Annotated in this window: 14 protein-coding genes, 1 tRNA gene and 1 pseudogene; 11 read left to right on the plus strand and 5 right to left on the minus strand. The window is 62.7% G+C overall.

Features of this window, described 5'->3' with window-relative positions:
• Positions 1-194 precede the first annotated feature (194 nt).
• From AC13QO_RS13640 to hflX, 5 genes are all read left to right on the plus strand, one after another.
• Positions 195-2,465 carry a sensor histidine kinase NtrY-like gene (locus AC13QO_RS13640; protein WP_488540871.1) on the plus strand — a complete coding sequence of 757 codons (2,271 nt, stop codon included), beginning with the start codon at positions 195-197 and terminating at the stop codon, positions 2,463-2,465.
• The gene (gene ntrX, locus AC13QO_RS13645) at positions 2,455-3,819 is read left to right on the plus strand and encodes a nitrogen assimilation response regulator NtrX (RefSeq protein WP_011425228.1); all 1,365 of its coding nucleotides are present in this window, start codon (positions 2,455-2,457) and stop codon (positions 3,817-3,819) included. Before AC13QO_RS13640 ends, ntrX begins: the two co-directional genes overlap by 11 nt.
• A gap of 120 nt (positions 3,820-3,939) precedes the next feature.
• Entirely contained in the window at positions 3,940-4,803 is an 864-nt protein-coding gene (locus tag AC13QO_RS13650; protein ID WP_488540872.1) for a D-amino-acid transaminase, read from the plus strand.
• 111 nt (positions 4,804-4,914) lie between these two features.
• The gene (gene hfq / locus AC13QO_RS13655) at positions 4,915-5,157 is read left to right on the plus strand and encodes an RNA chaperone Hfq (RefSeq protein ID WP_003539403.1); all 243 of its coding nucleotides are present in this window, start codon (positions 4,915-4,917) and stop codon (positions 5,155-5,157) included.
• A gap of 77 nt (positions 5,158-5,234) precedes the next feature.
• A complete protein-coding gene (hflX, locus tag AC13QO_RS13660) occupies positions 5,235-6,560 on the plus strand; it encodes a GTPase HflX (protein WP_488540873.1) in 1,326 nt (441 codons plus the stop codon).
• Between the two features lie 365 nt (positions 6,561-6,925).
• Here hflX and mazG read toward each other — a convergent pair.
• Positions 6,926-7,759: pseudogene (gene mazG / locus AC13QO_RS13665) on the minus strand (nucleoside triphosphate pyrophosphohydrolase); the annotation flags it as partial.
• 19 nt (positions 7,760-7,778) lie between these two features.
• The gene (locus AC13QO_RS13670; protein WP_434713055.1) at positions 7,779-8,366 is read right to left on the minus strand and encodes a deaminase; all 588 of its coding nucleotides are present in this window, start codon (positions 8,364-8,366) and stop codon (positions 7,779-7,781) included.
• A gap of 268 nt (positions 8,367-8,634) precedes the next feature.
• Here AC13QO_RS13670 and cysG point away from each other — a divergent pair, with 268 nt between their 5' ends.
• Genes cysG through AC13QO_RS13695 form a run of 5 tightly spaced genes read left to right on the plus strand, consistent with a single transcriptional unit; the run spans position 8,635 to position 13,839 of the window.
• On the plus strand, positions 8,635-10,071 hold the full coding sequence (gene cysG, locus AC13QO_RS13675) for a siroheme synthase CysG (protein WP_488540874.1): 1,437 nt from the start codon (positions 8,635-8,637) through the stop codon (positions 10,069-10,071).
• 2 nt (positions 10,072-10,073) lie between these two features.
• Entirely contained in the window at positions 10,074-10,388 is a 315-nt protein-coding gene (locus tag AC13QO_RS13680) for a DUF2849 domain-containing protein (RefSeq protein ID WP_221113323.1), read from the plus strand.
• An 8-nt stretch (positions 10,389-10,396) separates the two neighbouring features.
• Positions 10,397-12,067, plus strand: a complete 1,671-nt coding sequence (locus AC13QO_RS13685) for a nitrite/sulfite reductase (protein ID WP_488540875.1) — start codon at positions 10,397-10,399, stop codon at positions 12,065-12,067.
• 10 nt (positions 12,068-12,077) lie between these two features.
• Positions 12,078-12,590, plus strand: coding sequence for a DUF934 domain-containing protein (locus tag AC13QO_RS13690; protein ID WP_085778081.1), 513 nt, complete (start codon positions 12,078-12,080; stop codon positions 12,588-12,590).
• A 37-nt stretch (positions 12,591-12,627) separates the two neighbouring features.
• Complete coding sequence (locus AC13QO_RS13695) at positions 12,628-13,839, plus strand: UbiH/UbiF family hydroxylase (RefSeq protein WP_285195475.1); 1,212 nt, start codon at positions 12,628-12,630, stop codon at positions 13,837-13,839.
• On the opposite strand, the gene AC13QO_RS13700 is transcribed toward AC13QO_RS13695, so the two are convergent.
• On the minus strand, positions 13,807-14,769 hold the full coding sequence (locus tag AC13QO_RS13700; RefSeq protein WP_488540876.1) for an AEC family transporter: 963 nt from the start codon (positions 14,767-14,769) through the stop codon (positions 13,807-13,809). The two genes, AC13QO_RS13695 and AC13QO_RS13700, sit on opposite strands and share 33 nt — an antisense overlap.
• 46 nt (positions 14,770-14,815) lie before the next feature.
• On the minus strand, positions 14,816-15,565 hold the full coding sequence (locus tag AC13QO_RS13705; RefSeq protein ID WP_285195473.1) for a cytochrome c biogenesis CcdA family protein: 750 nt from the start codon (positions 15,563-15,565) through the stop codon (positions 14,816-14,818).
• Between the two features lie 212 nt (positions 15,566-15,777).
• On the opposite strand from AC13QO_RS13705, the gene AC13QO_RS13710 reads away from it, so the two are divergent.
• Positions 15,778-15,853 (plus strand) — tRNA-Lys (locus AC13QO_RS13710).
• Here AC13QO_RS13710 and AC13QO_RS13715 read toward each other — a convergent pair.
• The gene (locus AC13QO_RS13715; protein ID WP_285195472.1) at positions 15,848-16,021 is read right to left on the minus strand and encodes a hypothetical protein; all 174 of its coding nucleotides are present in this window, start codon (positions 16,019-16,021) and stop codon (positions 15,848-15,850) included. The two genes, AC13QO_RS13710 and AC13QO_RS13715, sit on opposite strands and share 6 nt — an antisense overlap.
• Between the last annotated feature and the right edge of the window lie 258 nt (positions 16,022-16,279).

Consider the following 16,279-nt stretch of genomic DNA (forward strand, 5'->3'; position numbering starts at 1 on the left):
GCTGCGGGTGCCTTGCCTTGACAACGTGATAAGCCGCGTTGCATTTTCGCCACAATGCGTTGCTTAAAGGTCACGCAAGGGTTTTGGACATTTCGCTCCCGATCGAGTTGTTCCGACGCTGGCTCTGCGGAGCCGGCGTTCTTTGGTTTGGATCGGGTGGCGGGACGGCGGGGTGCCGTCTGAAGAGAGGCTGAATGACGCAGGATGGGGCAGCGCCGGCGGCGGCGGGCGAGACGGTGACGACGGTGACCGATCGCCGCGCCCTTTTCGCCGTGCCTGGCCTCGTGCTCGCCGGCGGCGCGCTGCTCTGCGCCACGATCACACTCTTCATACTGCTCGGCCTGACGCCGATCGCGCCGACCTCTCATGTCGTGGTCACTTCGGTGATCGTCAATTCCTTCTTCGTCCTGACGCTGCTGGCGCTGATCGCCCGCGAGGTGGCAAGGCTGCTCAAGGCGCGCACACGGGGCCGGGCGGCCGCGCGCCTGCACATCCGTATCGTCGTGCTCTTCTCGATCGTCGCGATCACGCCCGCGATTCTCGTCGCCATCTTCGCCAGCATCACGCTGAATGCCGGCCTCGATCGCTGGTTTGCGCTGCGCACCCAGTCGATCGTCAGTTCGTCGCGCAATATCGGCCAGGCCTATATGATGGAGAACGCCAGCTACCTGCAGGGGCAGACGGTCTCCATGGCCAACGACCTGGAGCGCAACCGCGCTCTCTACAGTCTCGACAGGACGGGATTCGCCGAACTGATGACGCGCCAGGCAAGGGGCCGCGGCCTGCTCGGCGCCTTCCTCGTCGAAAGCGACGGTTCGGTGGTCGTCCAGGCTGATATCGCCACGGAAAAGCCTTTGCCAGCCATTCCGCAGGACGCGTTACAAAAGGCGGCGGCCGGACAGCCGACGCTGATCCCGCCCGGCGTCACCAACCTCGTCGGCGCCATCATCAAGCTCGATGCCATCCAGGGCACGTTTCTCTATACGGTGCGCGCGGTCGATCCCAAGGTCATGGGCGCCATGCGCATGATGGAGGAAAATGCCACCGAATATCGCTCGATGGAGGCCAACCGCTTCTCGCTGCAGATCGCCTTCGCCGTGCTCTATATCGGCTTCGCGCTGATCGTGCTGCTTGCGGCGATCTGGACGGCAATTGCCGTCGCCGACCGCATCGTCCGGCCGATCCGCCTGCTGATCACCGCGGCCGACAGCGTTGCATCGGGCAATATGGATATCGTCGTGCCGGTGCATGCCGTCGATGGCGACGTCGCCAATCTGTCGCGCACCTTCAACAAGATGATCTCGGAAATCCGCACCCAGCGCGACGAGATCCTCGAGGCCAAGGACGAGGTCGACGACCGCCGGCGCTTCATCGAAGCGGTTTTGTCCGGCGTTACCGCCGCCGTCATCGGCGTCGAACAGGATCGCCGCATCGCCATCGTCAACAGCTCGGCCGAAACGCTGATGGCGCTGTCGGCCGAAGAGATGCTCGGCAAGCAGCTGGCCGACATCGCGCCCGAGGTCGATCAGGTGCTGACCGAGGCGGCGGTGCGCCATCGCGGCGATTTCCGCAAGCAGATCGCCCTGGTGCGCGGCGGCACGGTGAGAACGCTGAGCGTGCAGGTCACCCGCGAGGAAGTGCGCGATATGAGCGAATCCTACGTGATCACCCTCGACGATATCACCGATCTCGTCATCGCCCAGCGCTCAACGGCCTGGGGCGACGTGGCGAGGCGCATTGCCCACGAGATCAAGAATCCGCTGACGCCGATCCAGCTGTCCGCCGAGCGCATCCAGCGCCGCTATGGCAAGCAGATCAACCAGGACGACCGCACCGTCTTCGATCAGTGCACCGATACGATCATCCGCCAGGTCGGCGATATCGGCCGTATGGTCGACGAATTCTCCGCTTTCGCCCGCATGCCGAAGCCAACCAAGGAGCCGAGCGACCTGCGCGACATCCTGCGCGACGCGATCTTCCTGCGCGAGATGGGCAATCATCATGTCACCTTCCTCTCGGAGTTCGGCGATAAGCCGCTGGAGGGCCTGTTCGACAGTCGCATGCTCGGCCAGGCTTTCGGAAACCTCATCAAGAATGCCGTGGAATCGCTGGAAGCCGTTCCGAGCGACGAGCGCGACGAGCGCAAGGTCCTCGTGCGCGCCGCGCTCGATGCGGCCCGCGACCGTTTCACCGTCGACGTCATCGACAATGGCCGCGGCCTGCCGGTGGAAAACCGTCACAGCATCCTGGAACCCTATATGACGATGCGCGAGAAGGGCACCGGGCTCGGCCTCGCCATCGTCAAGAAGATCATCGAGGAACATGGCGGGCAGCTCGAGCTGCACGATGCGCCCGCCGATTTTGACCGGGGAAGAGGGGCCATGATCCGGGTGCATCTGCCACGCCTGGAGCCAGCGCCCGCCGCTCCCGCAGCCAATGACAAGGAAAGCGCTTATGGCCTCTGATATTCTCGTCGTCGATGACGAGCACGATATTCGCGAGATCGTTTCCGGCATTCTCTCCGACGAGGGCCATGAGACACGCACGGCCCATGACAGCGACAGCGCACTGGCGGCGATATCAGATCGCGTGCCGCGGCTGATCTTCCTCGATATCTGGATGCAGGGCAGCAAGCTGGACGGCCTATCGCTGCTCGACGAGATCAAGACCCGTCATCCCGATCTCCCCGTCGTGATGATCTCAGGCCACGGCAACATCGAAACCGCGGTCTCGGCAATCAAGCGCGGTGCTTTCGATTTCATCGAAAAGCCCTTCAAGGCCGACCGGCTGATCCTGATCGCCGAACGCGCTCTGGAAAATTCGAAGCTCAAGCGCGAGGTTTCCGAGCTGAAGCGGCGCACCGGCGACGCCCTGGAGCTGATCGGCACCTCGGTCGCCGTCTCGCAGCTGCGCCAGACGATCGAGAAGGTGTCGCCGACCAACAGCCGCATCATGATCCTCGGCGCGTCCGGTTCCGGCAAGGAGCTGGTAGCGCGAATGATCCACAAAAAGTCGGCCCGCGCCAACGGCCCGTTTGTCGCGCTCAACGCCGCCAACATCACGCCCGATCGCATGGAAGTGGCGCTCTTCGGCACCGAGGGCACGCCCGGCCAGGCGCGCAAGATCGGCGCACTCGAGGAGGCCCATCGCGGCATCCTCTATCTCGACGAGGTCGGCGAGATGCCGCGCGAGACCCAGAACAAGATCCTGCGCGTGCTCGTCGATCAGCAGTTCGAGCGGGTCGGCGGATCCAAGCGCGTCAAGGTCGACGTCCGCATCATTTCCTCGACCGCCTATAATCTCGAAAGCCGCATTGCTGAAGGCTGGTTCCGCGAGGATCTCTATCATCGCCTGGCCGTCGTGCCGGTGCGCGTACCGCAGCTTGCCGAGCGGCGCGAGGACATTCCCTTCCTCGTCGATCAGCTGATGCGCCAGATTTCCGAGCAGGCCGGCATTCGTCCGCGCCGCATCGGCGACGATGCCATGGCGGTGCTGCAGGCGCATGACTGGCCGGGCAACATCCGCCAGTTGCGCAACAATATCGAGCGGCTGATGATCCTTGCCCGCACCGACGGCCCCGATACGCCGATCACCGCCGACATGCTGCCGACCGACCTCGGCGACATGCTGCCCAAGGTTTCGGCCAAGAACGATTACCACATCATGACGCTGCCGCTGCGCGAAGCCCGCGAGATGTTCGAGAAGGATTATCTGATCGCCCAGATCAACCGCTTCGGCGGCAATATCTCGCGCACCGCCGAGTTCGTCGGCATGGAGCGCTCCGCGCTGCACCGCAAGCTGAAATCGCTTGGTGTCTAGAGCATGATGCCGAAAAGTGTCAGCGGTTTTCGGGCAACATCATGCTCGACTATTTGATCTAGCAGGCGCGGCAGAGGCCGCGCCGTATCCCTCTATCGCTTGCCAGAAGATCAGTTTCCCATGCCGCGAATCGCTTATGTGAATGGCCGTTACGTCAAGCATTCCGATGCCAGCGTGCATATCGAGGACCGCGGCTATCAATTCGCCGACGGCGTCTATGAGGTCTGCGAGATCCGCCACGGCTATATCGTCGACCTTACCCGCCATCTGAACCGTCTCGACCGTTCGCTCGGGGAACTCAGCATCGCCTGGCCGATGAGCCGGGCCGCGCTGACGCAGGTTATTCGCGAGACGCTGCGCCGCAACCATGTCCGCAACGGGCTCTTCTACCTGCAGGTGACGCGCGGTGTCGCTCGCCGCGACCATGTCTTCCCGGCCGAGGGCACGCCGCCCTCGCTCGTCATCACCGCCAAGAGCACCGATCCGAAGATCATCGCCGCCAAGAATGCCAACGGCATCAAGGCGATTACTGTCACCGACAACCGCTGGGGCCGCGTTGACATCAAATCCGTCGGCCTGTTGCCGAATGCCATGGCCCGCCAGCAGGCCAAGGAAGCCGGCGCTCAGGAGGCGATCTATGTCGACGGCGACGGCATGGTAAAAGAAGGGGCGGCGACCAATGTCTGGATGGTCGATTCGGATGGAACGCTGATAACTCGGCCGGCCGAACACGGCATCCTGCGGGGCATCACCCGCACCACTTTGATCGATGTCGCGGCCAAGCTCGGATTGCCGATCGCAGAGCGGAATTTCTCTGTTTCCGAAATGCTCGCGGCCCGCGAGGTCTTCCTCACTGCAGCCACAAGCATCTGTTTTCCAGTCGTTTCCGTCGATGGCCTGCCTATTGCCAACGGCCATCCGGGCAGTGTCTCGCAGAAAATCCGCGAAGCCTTTTTCGACGTTGCGGAAAAGATTGCGATTTGATACCAAGATTTGCTGGACTGGGGGAACGAGGGTGCTGCCGGTCTTGCATGGAGAGGTTGATTGATATTCTACCGGCCAACTCGGGTCGGCAATAAAGAAAGAAGCGGCGCGATGGCGGAACGTTCTCAGAATCTGCAGGACTTATTTCTCAATACTGTTCGCAAGCAAAAGATTTCCCTGACAATCTTTCTGATCAACGGCGTGAAACTCACCGGCGTTGTTACTTCCTTCGATAATTTCTGTGTTCTGCTTCGCCGTGACGGCCATTCGCAGCTCGTGTATAAACATGCGATCTCGACGATCATGCCCGGTCAGCCGATGCAGATGTTCGAGAGTGAAGAAGCCGCGTCCTAACAGGATCAGCCGTCATTTCGACACGCGATACCAAGAACGATTCGATCATCCCTGAGGCCGCCAAGCACAGGGACGATATGCGCGCGACCGTCGTCGTGCCGGTTCTGAAATCGCGCAACCGCGGCGGCCAGACCGAATCGGCCTCGACCCGCACCCCGGAAAGCCGGCTGGAAGAGGCGACGGGCCTTGCCCAGGCGATCGACCTCGACGTCGTCAACGGATCTATCGTCCCGGTCAACGATCCGAGACCGGCGACGCTGCTCGGCACCGGCAAGATCGAGGAGATCAAGGCGCTGCTGGATGAGCGCGATTCCGGTCTCGTCATCGTCGATCATCCGCTGACGCCGGTACAGCAGCGCAATCTTGAAAAGGAATGGAACGCCAAGGTTATCGACCGCACGGGCCTGATCCTCGAAATCTTCGGGCGCCGCGCCTCCACCAAGGAAGGCACGCTGCAGGTCGATCTGGCCCATCTGAATTATCAGAAGGGCCGGCTGGTCCGCAGCTGGACCCACCTCGAACGCCAGCGCGGCGGTGGCGGTTTCATGGGTGGCCCCGGCGAAACCCAGATCGAAGCCGACCGGCGGCTGCTGCAGGACCGCATCATTAAGCTCGAACGCGAGCTGGAGCAGGTCGTGCGCACCCGCCAGCTGCACAGGGCGAAGCGACGCAAGGTGCCGCATCCGATCGTGGCGCTCGTCGGTTACACCAATGCCGGCAAATCGACTCTCTTCAACCGCATTACCGGCGCCGGCGTGCTGGCCGAAGACATGCTCTTTGCCACGCTCGACCCGACGCTGCGCCGCATGAAGCTGCCGCATGGCCGCACCGTCATTCTGTCCGACACAGTCGGTTTCATCTCGGACCTGCCGACCCATCTCGTCGCCGCCTTCCGTGCCACCCTGGAAGAGGTGCTGGAAGCCGACCTCATCCTGCACGTCCGCGACATGTCCGATCCCGACAACCAGGCGCAGAGCTCCGATGTAATGCGCATTCTCGGCGACCTCGGCATTGACGAGGCCGAAGCGGAGAAGCGGCTGATCGAGGTGTGGAACAAGATCGACCGGCTGGAGCCTGAGGTTCACGACGCCATGGTGCAGAGGGCGGCCGGCGCCAGTAACGTCATCGCAGTGTCGGCCGTCAGCGGCGAGGGCGTCGACACGCTGATGGAAGAGATCAGCCGTAGGCTCTCCGGCGTGATGACCGAAACCACGATCCGCCTTCCCGTCGACAAGCTGGCGCTGCTGCCCTGGCTCTACGACCACGCGATCGTCGACGGCCGCGCGGACAATGAGGACGGCTCGATCACGCTCGATCTGCGCCTGTCGGAAACCGAGGCCGCGGAGCTCGAGCGACGCATCGGCAACGGCCCGAAGCCTGCTAAAGAGGATTGGGAGCGGTAAGGCGGGCTTTTTCCCTTTTCCTCAGCGGGGCCCGAAGGACGGGTCGAGACCCGCGGCTCGACCCCAGGCGGTGGTCCGAAGGGTCGGATGAGGGGGCCACACGGCAGAATATCCATTGTTGCCCTTCGCTTGCGCTCGGTGCCTCGCTCCTATCGTCGCTCGCCCTCATCTGCCTGCCGGCATCTTCTCCCCGCTGTGGAGAAGGGACTCGTGGCAATGCGTTGCTCCTCAGTCCGCCTCTAGTTTAGCGAGAAGCAACCTCAGTCTCCGTCATCCTCGGCCTTGAGCCGAGGATCCATGCCACTGGCGCTGGTGGATGCGGTGTGGATGCTCGGCTCAAGGCCGAGCATGACGGAGGGTGGGGCTGCCGTCACAGCCCGCTCGATCGCCTTGGCCGCCTGCCAGATTTCCTCCATCCGCTCCAGCGTCGCATCCTCCAGCGTCTCGCCTTCTGCTTCAAGAACATTCTCTATATGACTGAAGCGACGACGGAATTTTGTGTTCGTACCGCGCAGCGCCTGTTCCGGGTCAGCCTTGACATGCCGGCCGATATTGACGACCGCGAAGATAAGGTCGCCGAGTTCGTCGCTAACCTTGGCGCGGTCGCCGTCGCGAAGTGCCGCCCTTAATTCTCCGATCTCTTCCTCGATCTTGTCGAGGATCGGCTCGGGGGCCGACCAGTCGAAGCCGACTTTGGCGGCGCGTTCCTGCAGCTTCAGCGCCTCGGTCAGAGCCGGAAAACTGCGCTGCACCGAGCCAAGGAAGCCACCCTTGAAATCCTCGGTGATGCCGCGCCTGGCCCGGCGCTCGGCGCGCTCGCGTTTTTCGGCCTGTTTGATTTCGTCCCATTGGATCTTCACTGCATCAGGTGTATCGGCGGCCGAGCGGGCAAAGACGTGCGGGTGGCGGCGGATCATTTTGGTGGTGATGGCGTTGACCACGTCGCCGAAGGAAAATTCGCCGGCTTCCTCGGCCATGCGGGCGTGGAAGACCACCTGCAGCAACAGGTCGCCGAGTTCGTCGCAAAGATCGTCCATATCGCCGCGCTCGATCGCGTCGGAGACCTCATAGGCTTCCTCGATCGTATAGGGCTTGATCGTTTCGAAGGTCTGCTCGATGTCCCAGGGGCAACCGGTCTCGGGATGGCGCAGCGCCGCCATGATATCGATCAGTCGCGAAATATCTTTCGAAGGTTCCATGTTGCCTCGGTTGGCGGCCTCAGTTCAGGGGAATGTCGTTGTCGCTCTTCGACGATTGATAGGTGGAAGACAGCGTGTCGTAGCGCGCCTTGATGCGGGCGGTCTGCGCCTTCAGCGCCGTTTTCCGAGAAACCTCCTCGGTCTCGACCAGATCGGCGATGGCAAAACTGTTCCAGAAGGCGTTCTGCCTGCGATAGCCGCCGGGTTCAAGCCCGAAGACCTCTTTCAGGATCTTCAGGTCGTGCGGAATGGCGAAGGCATCGCGCGAGTCCTCGTGGCTGAAGAAATAGTAGAAATTGTCGAACCCCGCCCAGGTGATCGCCGACATGCACATGGTGCAGGGTTCGTGCGTCGACAGGAAGATCAGCTCCTTGGTCGCCGGCTTGTCGCCAAGCTCGTAGAAGCGCTTCAGCGTATGCACCTCGCCATGCCAGAGCGGATTGTCGAGCTCGTTATTGGTCTCGGCGACGACGAGCGATAGATCGGATTTGCGCAGGATCGCCGCGCCGAACACCTTGTTGCCCAAGGAGACGCCGCGTTCAGTCAGCGGCAGGATATCGTCCTCGATGACCGAAAGCAGGCGGGCGGCGATGGTCTTGTCAGCCATTGATGTCTCCGGTTTTTCTTTCAGTCTATCGTCTTGGCGGCACGAGCGAAATGCGGCAAACGCCGGTGGACGTTGTTTGTCACAGGCTTTACACTGCACCGCAACAAAGAGAGTGGGAATAGGTGGTTGTCGTCAGCACGGTTGACTTTTCTCAAATCGCCGATGAGGCGAGCAAAAGAATACGCGCTTGCCGGGGCTTTCGGATTTCTGTTCCTTCAATCGCTTGTCGATCACGGGCATATTCTGGCAACTTCGAAGTGGATTGGTAATGTCTCCCAAGACTGAGCAGCTTTCGGTATTTCCAGCCTTCTTTCGCGTGGAAGGCCAGAAGACGGCTGTCTTCGGCAATGGCGACGAGGCTTTCGCCAAGGTGCGGCTGCTCTTGAACACAAGGGCAAGGATCGTCGCCTATACCGACCGGCCGCAAGCCGCTTATCATGCTTTCCTGATCGCCAATCGCATCGAGACGGTGCGCGCCGGCTTTTCCGCCGGCCAGGTCGAGGGTGCGGCCCTGGTCTTTGCCGCCACCGGCGATGAGGCCGAAGATCGCCGCATCGTCGACGCCGCGCGTGCCGCGAAGATCCCGGCCAATGCCGTCGATCAGCCCGATTACTGCGATTTCTTCACGCCGGCGCTCGTCAATCGCGCTCCGGTCGCCGTTGCGATCGGCTCTGAAGGGGCAGGGCCGGTGCTGGCGCAGATGATCCGCGCCCAGATCGACCAGCTTCTCTCTCCTTCACTCGGGCGCCTGGCCGCGCTGGCGACGAGCTATCGCAAATCGGTCGAACAGATCATTCCGCGTGGCGTCTCCCGCCGGGTCTTCTGGCGCCGATTCTTCTCCGGCCCTGTTGCCGATGCAGTCGCCATCGGCAACCTGCCGCAGGCCCGACACGCTGCCGACCGGCTGCTGGGTTCAGTGGCCAAGGTCGCCGGCCATGTCTGGCTTGTCGGCGCCGGTCCGGGGGCTGAAGATCTGCTGACGCTGCGCGCTCAGCGCGTGATGATGGAAGCCGACGTCATCGTCTATGATGCGCTGGTGCCGCAGGCGATCGTCGACATGGGCCGCCGCGATGCCGAGCGGCTTTCCGTCGGCAAACGCAAGGGCTGCCATTCGAAGTCGCAGGAAGAGATCAATGAACTGCTGGTCGAACTCGGCCGCCAGGGCAAGCGCGTTGTCCGCCTGAAATCAGGCGATCCGCTGGTCTATGGCCGGGCAGGCGAAGAGATGGCCGCGTTGCGCGCCGCCGGCGTCACCTATGAGGTCGTGCCCGGCATCACCTCGGCCTTCGCTGCCGCTGCCGATTTCGAGCTGCCGCTGACGCTCCGCGGCGTCGCCTCCTCGCTCGTCTTCACGACAGGCCATGATCTCACCGGCGACGTGCTGCCCGATTGGGCAAGCCTTGCCGTCTCGGGCGCGACGATCGCCGTTTACATGGGCCGCACGGTTGCCGCCTCGGTCGCCGAGCGGCTGATGCAGGCCGGCATTCCCGCGGAGACCACGGTTGCCGTCATCGAGAATGCCAGCCGCACCGAGCGCCGGCTGCTGCATGGCACGCTCGCCGATCTGCCCGATCTGCAGCGCCGCGACGAGCTGACTGGCCCTGTGATGGTCATTATCGGCGATGCGGTCGCCGGCGCCAATTTCGAACTGTCCGAGCCGCTGATGCGCGAGAACGCCCGGCTTGAGGAATTTGCAAGGAGCTGAATATGGGTGACAAGGTCCTGACCGCCAACCGGCTGACGGACGGCATTGCCGTCTGGCTGGATGCCAACGGCAAATGGTCGACCTCGCTGCAGGAGGCGCTTGTCGCCCGTCACAACGAAGCCGTCGAAGCATTGGAAGCCATTGGCAAAAAGTCCTATGCCGATAATGAGGTCGTTGACGTGGCCGTCATCGACGTTCAGGAAACCAATGGCATTCTGTGGCCGCTTCGCCTTCGCGAGCGCATCCGCGCGCAAGGGCCGACCATGGAATACGCACCGGGCTACGCTCCTGCCGATCCCGAATTCATTGCAGTCTGAGGAAGACGATGTACCGTTACGACGAATTTGATCATGCCTTTGTCAGTGAGCGCGTCGAGCAGTTCCGCGACCAGGTTCAGCGCCGCCTTTCCGGTGAGCTTGCCGAGGATGCGTTCAAGCCGCTGCGCCTGATGAACGGCGTCTACCTGCAGCTTCATGCCTATATGCTGCGCATCGCCATTCCCTACGGCACGCTGAGCGCGCGCCAGCTGCGCATGCTCGCCCACATCGCCCGCACCTATGACCGTGGCTATGGCCACTTCACCACGCGCCAGAACCTGCAGTTCAACTGGCCGAAGCTGTCTGACATTCCCGATGCGCTGGCTGATCTGGCAAGCGTCGAGATGCATGCGCTGCAGACCTCGGGCAACTGCATCAGAAACGTTACTGCCGACCACTTCGCCGGGGCTGCCGCCGACGAGATCGCAGATCCCAGGCCCTATGCGGAAATCCTGCGCCAGTGGTCGTCCGTTCATCCGGAATTCTCCTTCCTGCCGCGCAAGTTCAAGATCGCCGTGACCGGCGCCGAGCGCGACCGCGCCGCCATTCAGGTCCATGATATCGGCCTGCACCTGAAGAAGAACGACAAGGGCGAGATCGGCTTTGCCGTCTATGTTGGCGGCGGCCAGGGCCGCACGCCGATGATCGCCAAGCTGATCCGCGACTTCCTGCCCGAGGAAGACCTGCTCTCCTACACCACGGCGATCGTGCGCGTGTACAATCTGCACGGAAGGCGCGACAACAAGTACAAGGCCCGCATCAAGATCCTCGTTCACGAAACCGGAACCGAGGAGCTGACGCGCCAGATTGAAGCCGAATTCGCCTCGCTGAAGGATACGGAGCTCAAGCTGCCGGAAAAGGATGTCGAGGCAATCGCCGCCTATTTCGCGCTGCCTGATCTGCCCGAGCGCGCCGAAGGCTGGGAAAACCTCGCCCGCTGGAAGAAGGCCGATCCGGCTTTCGCCCGCTGGGTCCAGCAGAACGTGCAGCCGCACAAGAACCCCGATTACGGCATGGTGACGATCTCGCTGAAGCCGATCGGCGGCATTCCGGGCGACGCCACTGACGCGCAGATGGATGCGATTGCCGATCTTGCCGAGGAATATGGCTTCGACGAGATCCGCGTCAGCCACGAGCAGAACCTGATCCTGCCGCATGTGGCGCTGGCCGATCTCGAAGCCGTCTATCGCGGCCTCGTCGCCATCAAACTGGCCGAAGCCAATGCCGGCCTGATCACTGATATCATTGCCTGTCCGGGGCTGGATTACTGCGCGCTCGCCAATGCGCGCTCCATTCCGGTGGCGCAGGAAATCTCCCGCCGTTTCGGCAGTCCCGAGCGCCAGGCAGAGATCGGCGAGCTGAAAATCAAGATCTCCGGCTGCATCAATGCCTGCGGCCATCACCATGTCGGCCATATCGGCCTGCTCGGTGTCGAGAAGAAGGGCGCAGAACTCTACCAGATCACGCTTGGCGGTTCGGGCGACGAACATACCTCGATCGGCGAAATCATCGGCCGCGGCTTCGAGCCGGACCGGGTGACGGATGCGATCGAGACGATCGTCGACACCTATCTCGGCCTGCGGCTTGATCCGTCCGAAACCTTCCTCGCCGCCTATCGCCGCGTCGGGCCGCAGCCTTTCAAGGATGCGCTCTACGGCTCGGCCGCCGAAGCGGCATAAGGAGGGGATGATGACGAAGATCTGGAGAGAAACCGGTTTTGTCGACAACGATCCTTGGGTGATCGAAACCGATGAGGTGAAGGCAACAGGCGAGCAGAAGCCGCTGCTCGGCCTCGACGAGCTGATCGCCAGGGCCGACGAGAGCAACGATGTCGGCCTCGGCGTGCTGATCAAGCCGGCAGACGACGTGCGCCGGCTCGAGCCCTACCTCGACCGCCTTGCAATCGTGGCGGTTGCCTTTCCCGCCTTCAACGACGGCCGCGCCTTCAGCCATGCCTCGCTGCTGCGCCAGCGTCTGGGTTACGGCAACGAGCTGCGCGCCGTCGGCGACGTGCTGATCGATCAGGTGCCGCTGATGCTGCGTGTTGGCATCGACAGCTTTGCCGTGACCAACGCCACGGCGCTGAAGCGGCTCGCCGAAAATCGTTTGCCCGCCATTCCCCATCATTATCAGCCGGCCGTGCGTGACGCCGAAGCCGGCAAGGGCTATAGTTGGCGCCGTCAGGCGAAGCCGGCCGCATAAGCGACGGGCCCGCCTCTTTACGATGGCGGAATATAGCATGAAGACATTCGAAATCGCGGTGATCGGTGGCGGGCTCGCCGGCATGATCGCCGCCATTGCGCTTGGCCGCGGCGGCCGCAGCGTGGCGCTGGTGGCTCCTGTTGCGACAAAGGAGGACCAGCGCACCACGGCGCTGATGGATCAGTCGATCCGCTTCCTCGATCGCCTGACGCTCTGGGAAAAACTGAGGTCGGCGGCAGCCCCGCTGACCAGCATGCGAATCATCGACGGCACCGACCGGCTGCTGCGCGCGCCAACCACCACCTTCCGCGCCGCCGAGGTCGGTCTTGACGCCTTCGGCTACAATTTCCCCAACAAGGTGCTGACCGATATCCTCGAAGCGGCCACGGCCGGCGAGGGCAATGTCACCCGCTTCACCGATATGGCCGAGTCGATCGACATCTCCGCCGAGCGAGTGTCGCTCACGCTTGCCGGCGGCGAGGTGCTGACGGCCGATTTTGCCGTTGGCGCCGACGGCCGCGGCTCGAAGCTGCGCGAGGCGGCAGGTATCGGCGTGCGCAACTGGTCCTACCCGCAATCGGCGATGGTGCTGAACTTCGCCCATTCGCTGCCGCACCAAAATATCTCCAGTGAATTCCACACCAAACACGGCCCTTTCACCCAGGTGCCGCTGCCGGGTAGCCGCTCCAGCCTTGTCTGGGTGCAGGATCCGGCCGACGCGGCCGCCCGCATGGAGTTGCCGCTGGCCGAACTGGGCTCTCTCGTCGAGACCCAGATGCAGTCCATGCTGGGCAAGGTGAGCGTTGAGGAAGGTGTGCAGGTCTGGCCGCTCTCTGGCATGATGGCTCATCGTTTCGGCAAAGGGCGCATCGCGCTGATCGGCGAGGCCGCCCATGTTTTCCCGCCGATCGGGGCGCAGGGGCTGAACCTCAGCCTGCGCGATATCATGGCGCTCACCGATATCCTCTGCGACCGGGCGGAATTGCCGCTGCCGGCCGATGCCGGCGAAAGCTTCGACCGCCGTCGCCGCGCCGACATCATGACGCGCACGGCGAGCGTCGATCTGCTCAACCGCTCGCTGCTCTCGGATTTCCTCCCCGTTCAGATGCTGCGCGCTGCCGGCCTGCATATTCTCTCGGCCATTCCGCCGCTGCGCAACCTCCTGATGCGCGAGGGCATCGAGCCCGGCCGGGGTTTCCGCGATATTCCCGATAGCTTAAAGGAAAAGCTGAAGCGGAAGAAGGCCTGAGCGGATCGCGATCAGCCAGAGCGAAACGCTGGCCACCGAAAGCGCTGTCGTGATCAGGATCGTCGCCGAGGCGCGTTCCTGCCAGACGCCATATTGCTGGCCGATGACGAAGACATTGGTCGCCGTCGGCAGGCAGGCGAGCAGCACGGCCGCCTGGATCCAGACCGGCTCGAAACCGCCGATAACAGTCAGCGCCAGGAAAACCGCGATCGGATGCAGGATCAGCTTCGCCGGCACGATATAGGAAATTTCAGCCGGGATCCGCTTCAGCGGCCGGAGCGCCAACGTCACGCCCATGGCAAAAAGTGCGCAGGGAGCCGCTGCCTGGGCAAGGTAGTCGACGAGGCGCTGGAACGCCAGCGGTTGATCGATGTGGAAGGCGGCGACCGCAAAGCCTGCCGCCGTCGACAGGATGAAGGGATGCAGCGCCACCTTGCGGGCGATATCGGCGGCAAGCCGACCCGCCGAACGCTTGTCGTCGCCTGCGGCTGCCATCAGTGCCAGCGCCACGATGAAATGCAGCGCGTTCTCGAAGCAGATGATCAGGGCCACCGGCACTGCAGCGCCTTCGCCGAGCGCCAGCAGCGCCAGCCCCGGCCCCATATAACCAATATTGCCATAGGCGCCGGCAAAGGACTGGATGGTGCATTCATCAAGCGGATTGCCACGCACGAAAAGGCCGATAACAAAGAGCAGGATGAAGACCGCATATGTCGCGGCGATATCGGTGACGATGAAATCGATCCGCGTCAGTTCTTCGATCGGCGTGCGCGAGACGAGCTTGAAGAACAAAGCGGGCAGGGCGGCATAAATGATGAAGGTGTTCAGCCAGCCGAGCGCCTCGGCCGGCTGCTTCGTCGCCTTGGCGGCGGCATAACCGATCAGGATCAGGCCGAAGAACGGCAGCAGCAGGCTAATGATGTCGGCCAAGGAAAAGTCCGGTTTTCGCGGGATGGTTGGCGGGGAAGAATCTCTTCTAGCCGATTTGCATCAGGATCGGAAAGGTCTGCTGGAACCAGATCGCCACATCGCTGACCCAGCCGAGCAGGAAGGCGAGGCCGGTGAGGATGAGGAAGACGCCCATCACCTTTTCCACCGTGCTGAGATGGCGGCGGAAGCGTGACAGGAAGCGCATGAAGGCGCCGGAAAAGCCGGCGGCGATCCAGAAGGGGATGGCAAGACCGAGCGAATAGATGGCAAGCAGCCCGGCGCCGGAGCCAACCGTCTCGCGCGAGGCGGCGACGCCGAGGATGGCGCCGAGCACCGGACCGATGCAGGGCGTCCAGCCGAAGGCGAAGGCGAGGCCCATGACATAGGCGCCCGTCAGCGTGGCCGGCTTGCCGCCGCCCTGGAAGCGCGCCTCGCGGGCAAGCAGGCCGATTCGGAAGAGGCCGAGGAAATTCAGCCCCATGACGATGATAACAAGCCCGCCGATCTTGGAGAGCAGGTCGAGATGCTGGCGAAGCGCCATGCCGATGCTCGACGCACCGGCACCGAGCGCCACGAAGACGGTGGCAAAGCCGAGCGTGAAGAGCAGCGCCGAAAACAGCACGCCGCGCCTGATATCAGGCGAGACCGCCACCGCGCCGCCGCCGCGGAACTGCTCGACCGATATGCCGGCCATATAGCAGAGATAGGGAGGGACGAGGGGAAGCACGCAGGGCGAAAGAAAGGAAAGCGCCCCTGCCAACAACGCGCTCCACAGGGAAATATCGGCAATCGACACGCATTCTCTCCGGCTGCAATATGCGTCCCGTTCCTAGCGTCGCAGGCGCGGGATTGCCAATCACCTTTTTGCGCCTGCGGAGAAATCCGGCTTTGCGCGCCAGAGAAATGTGTCTTAGCTTTGCAAAAGCCGAATTTTTCGGTTGACCGCAATGGGTCACCTGCCTATGTTCCGCCCACTTCCAACCGGGGTGCCTCACACCCGCGGAGAGGGAGAGCGTAGCTCAGCCGGTAGAGCAACTGACTTTTAATCAGTAGGTCTCGGGTTCGAACCCCGACGCTCTCACCAAAAAACTCTAAGAAAAATGAGCGGATAGCTACGGCGGCCGGAAAAACTGTCGGTCCAAAGGTCGAAGGCGTCGTTACAAACTGGGACGCTGCGACCGCCGCCGAAATCGGTTTCAATGACGCCCGCATACTCCGCCTTGCCGCCCACGGGGCCGTCAGCGCGTTTCATCGGCAAGGCCGGGAATATGCTCCGTGCCGAACTTCGCGCGTGTGGGGCCGCCCGGTAGGTTCCGCGCTGCTGCACCTTCAGTTGAAACGATCTTCGGTCCCGCGAAGTTTATTTGCATGACCAAAGAGGAATTCTGCGAACGGTTCTTTCAACGCGTAAGGTTCCACTGCCGCTCGGGCCGCAGGCCGTTCGGGCTGGACCCCAAGACCTACTGCGACAAGATCGCTCCAATCTACTGGCGCGAGTTGGGGAATGAAT

It is taken from the genome of Rhizobium sp. CNPSo 3670, assembly GCF_057784555.1.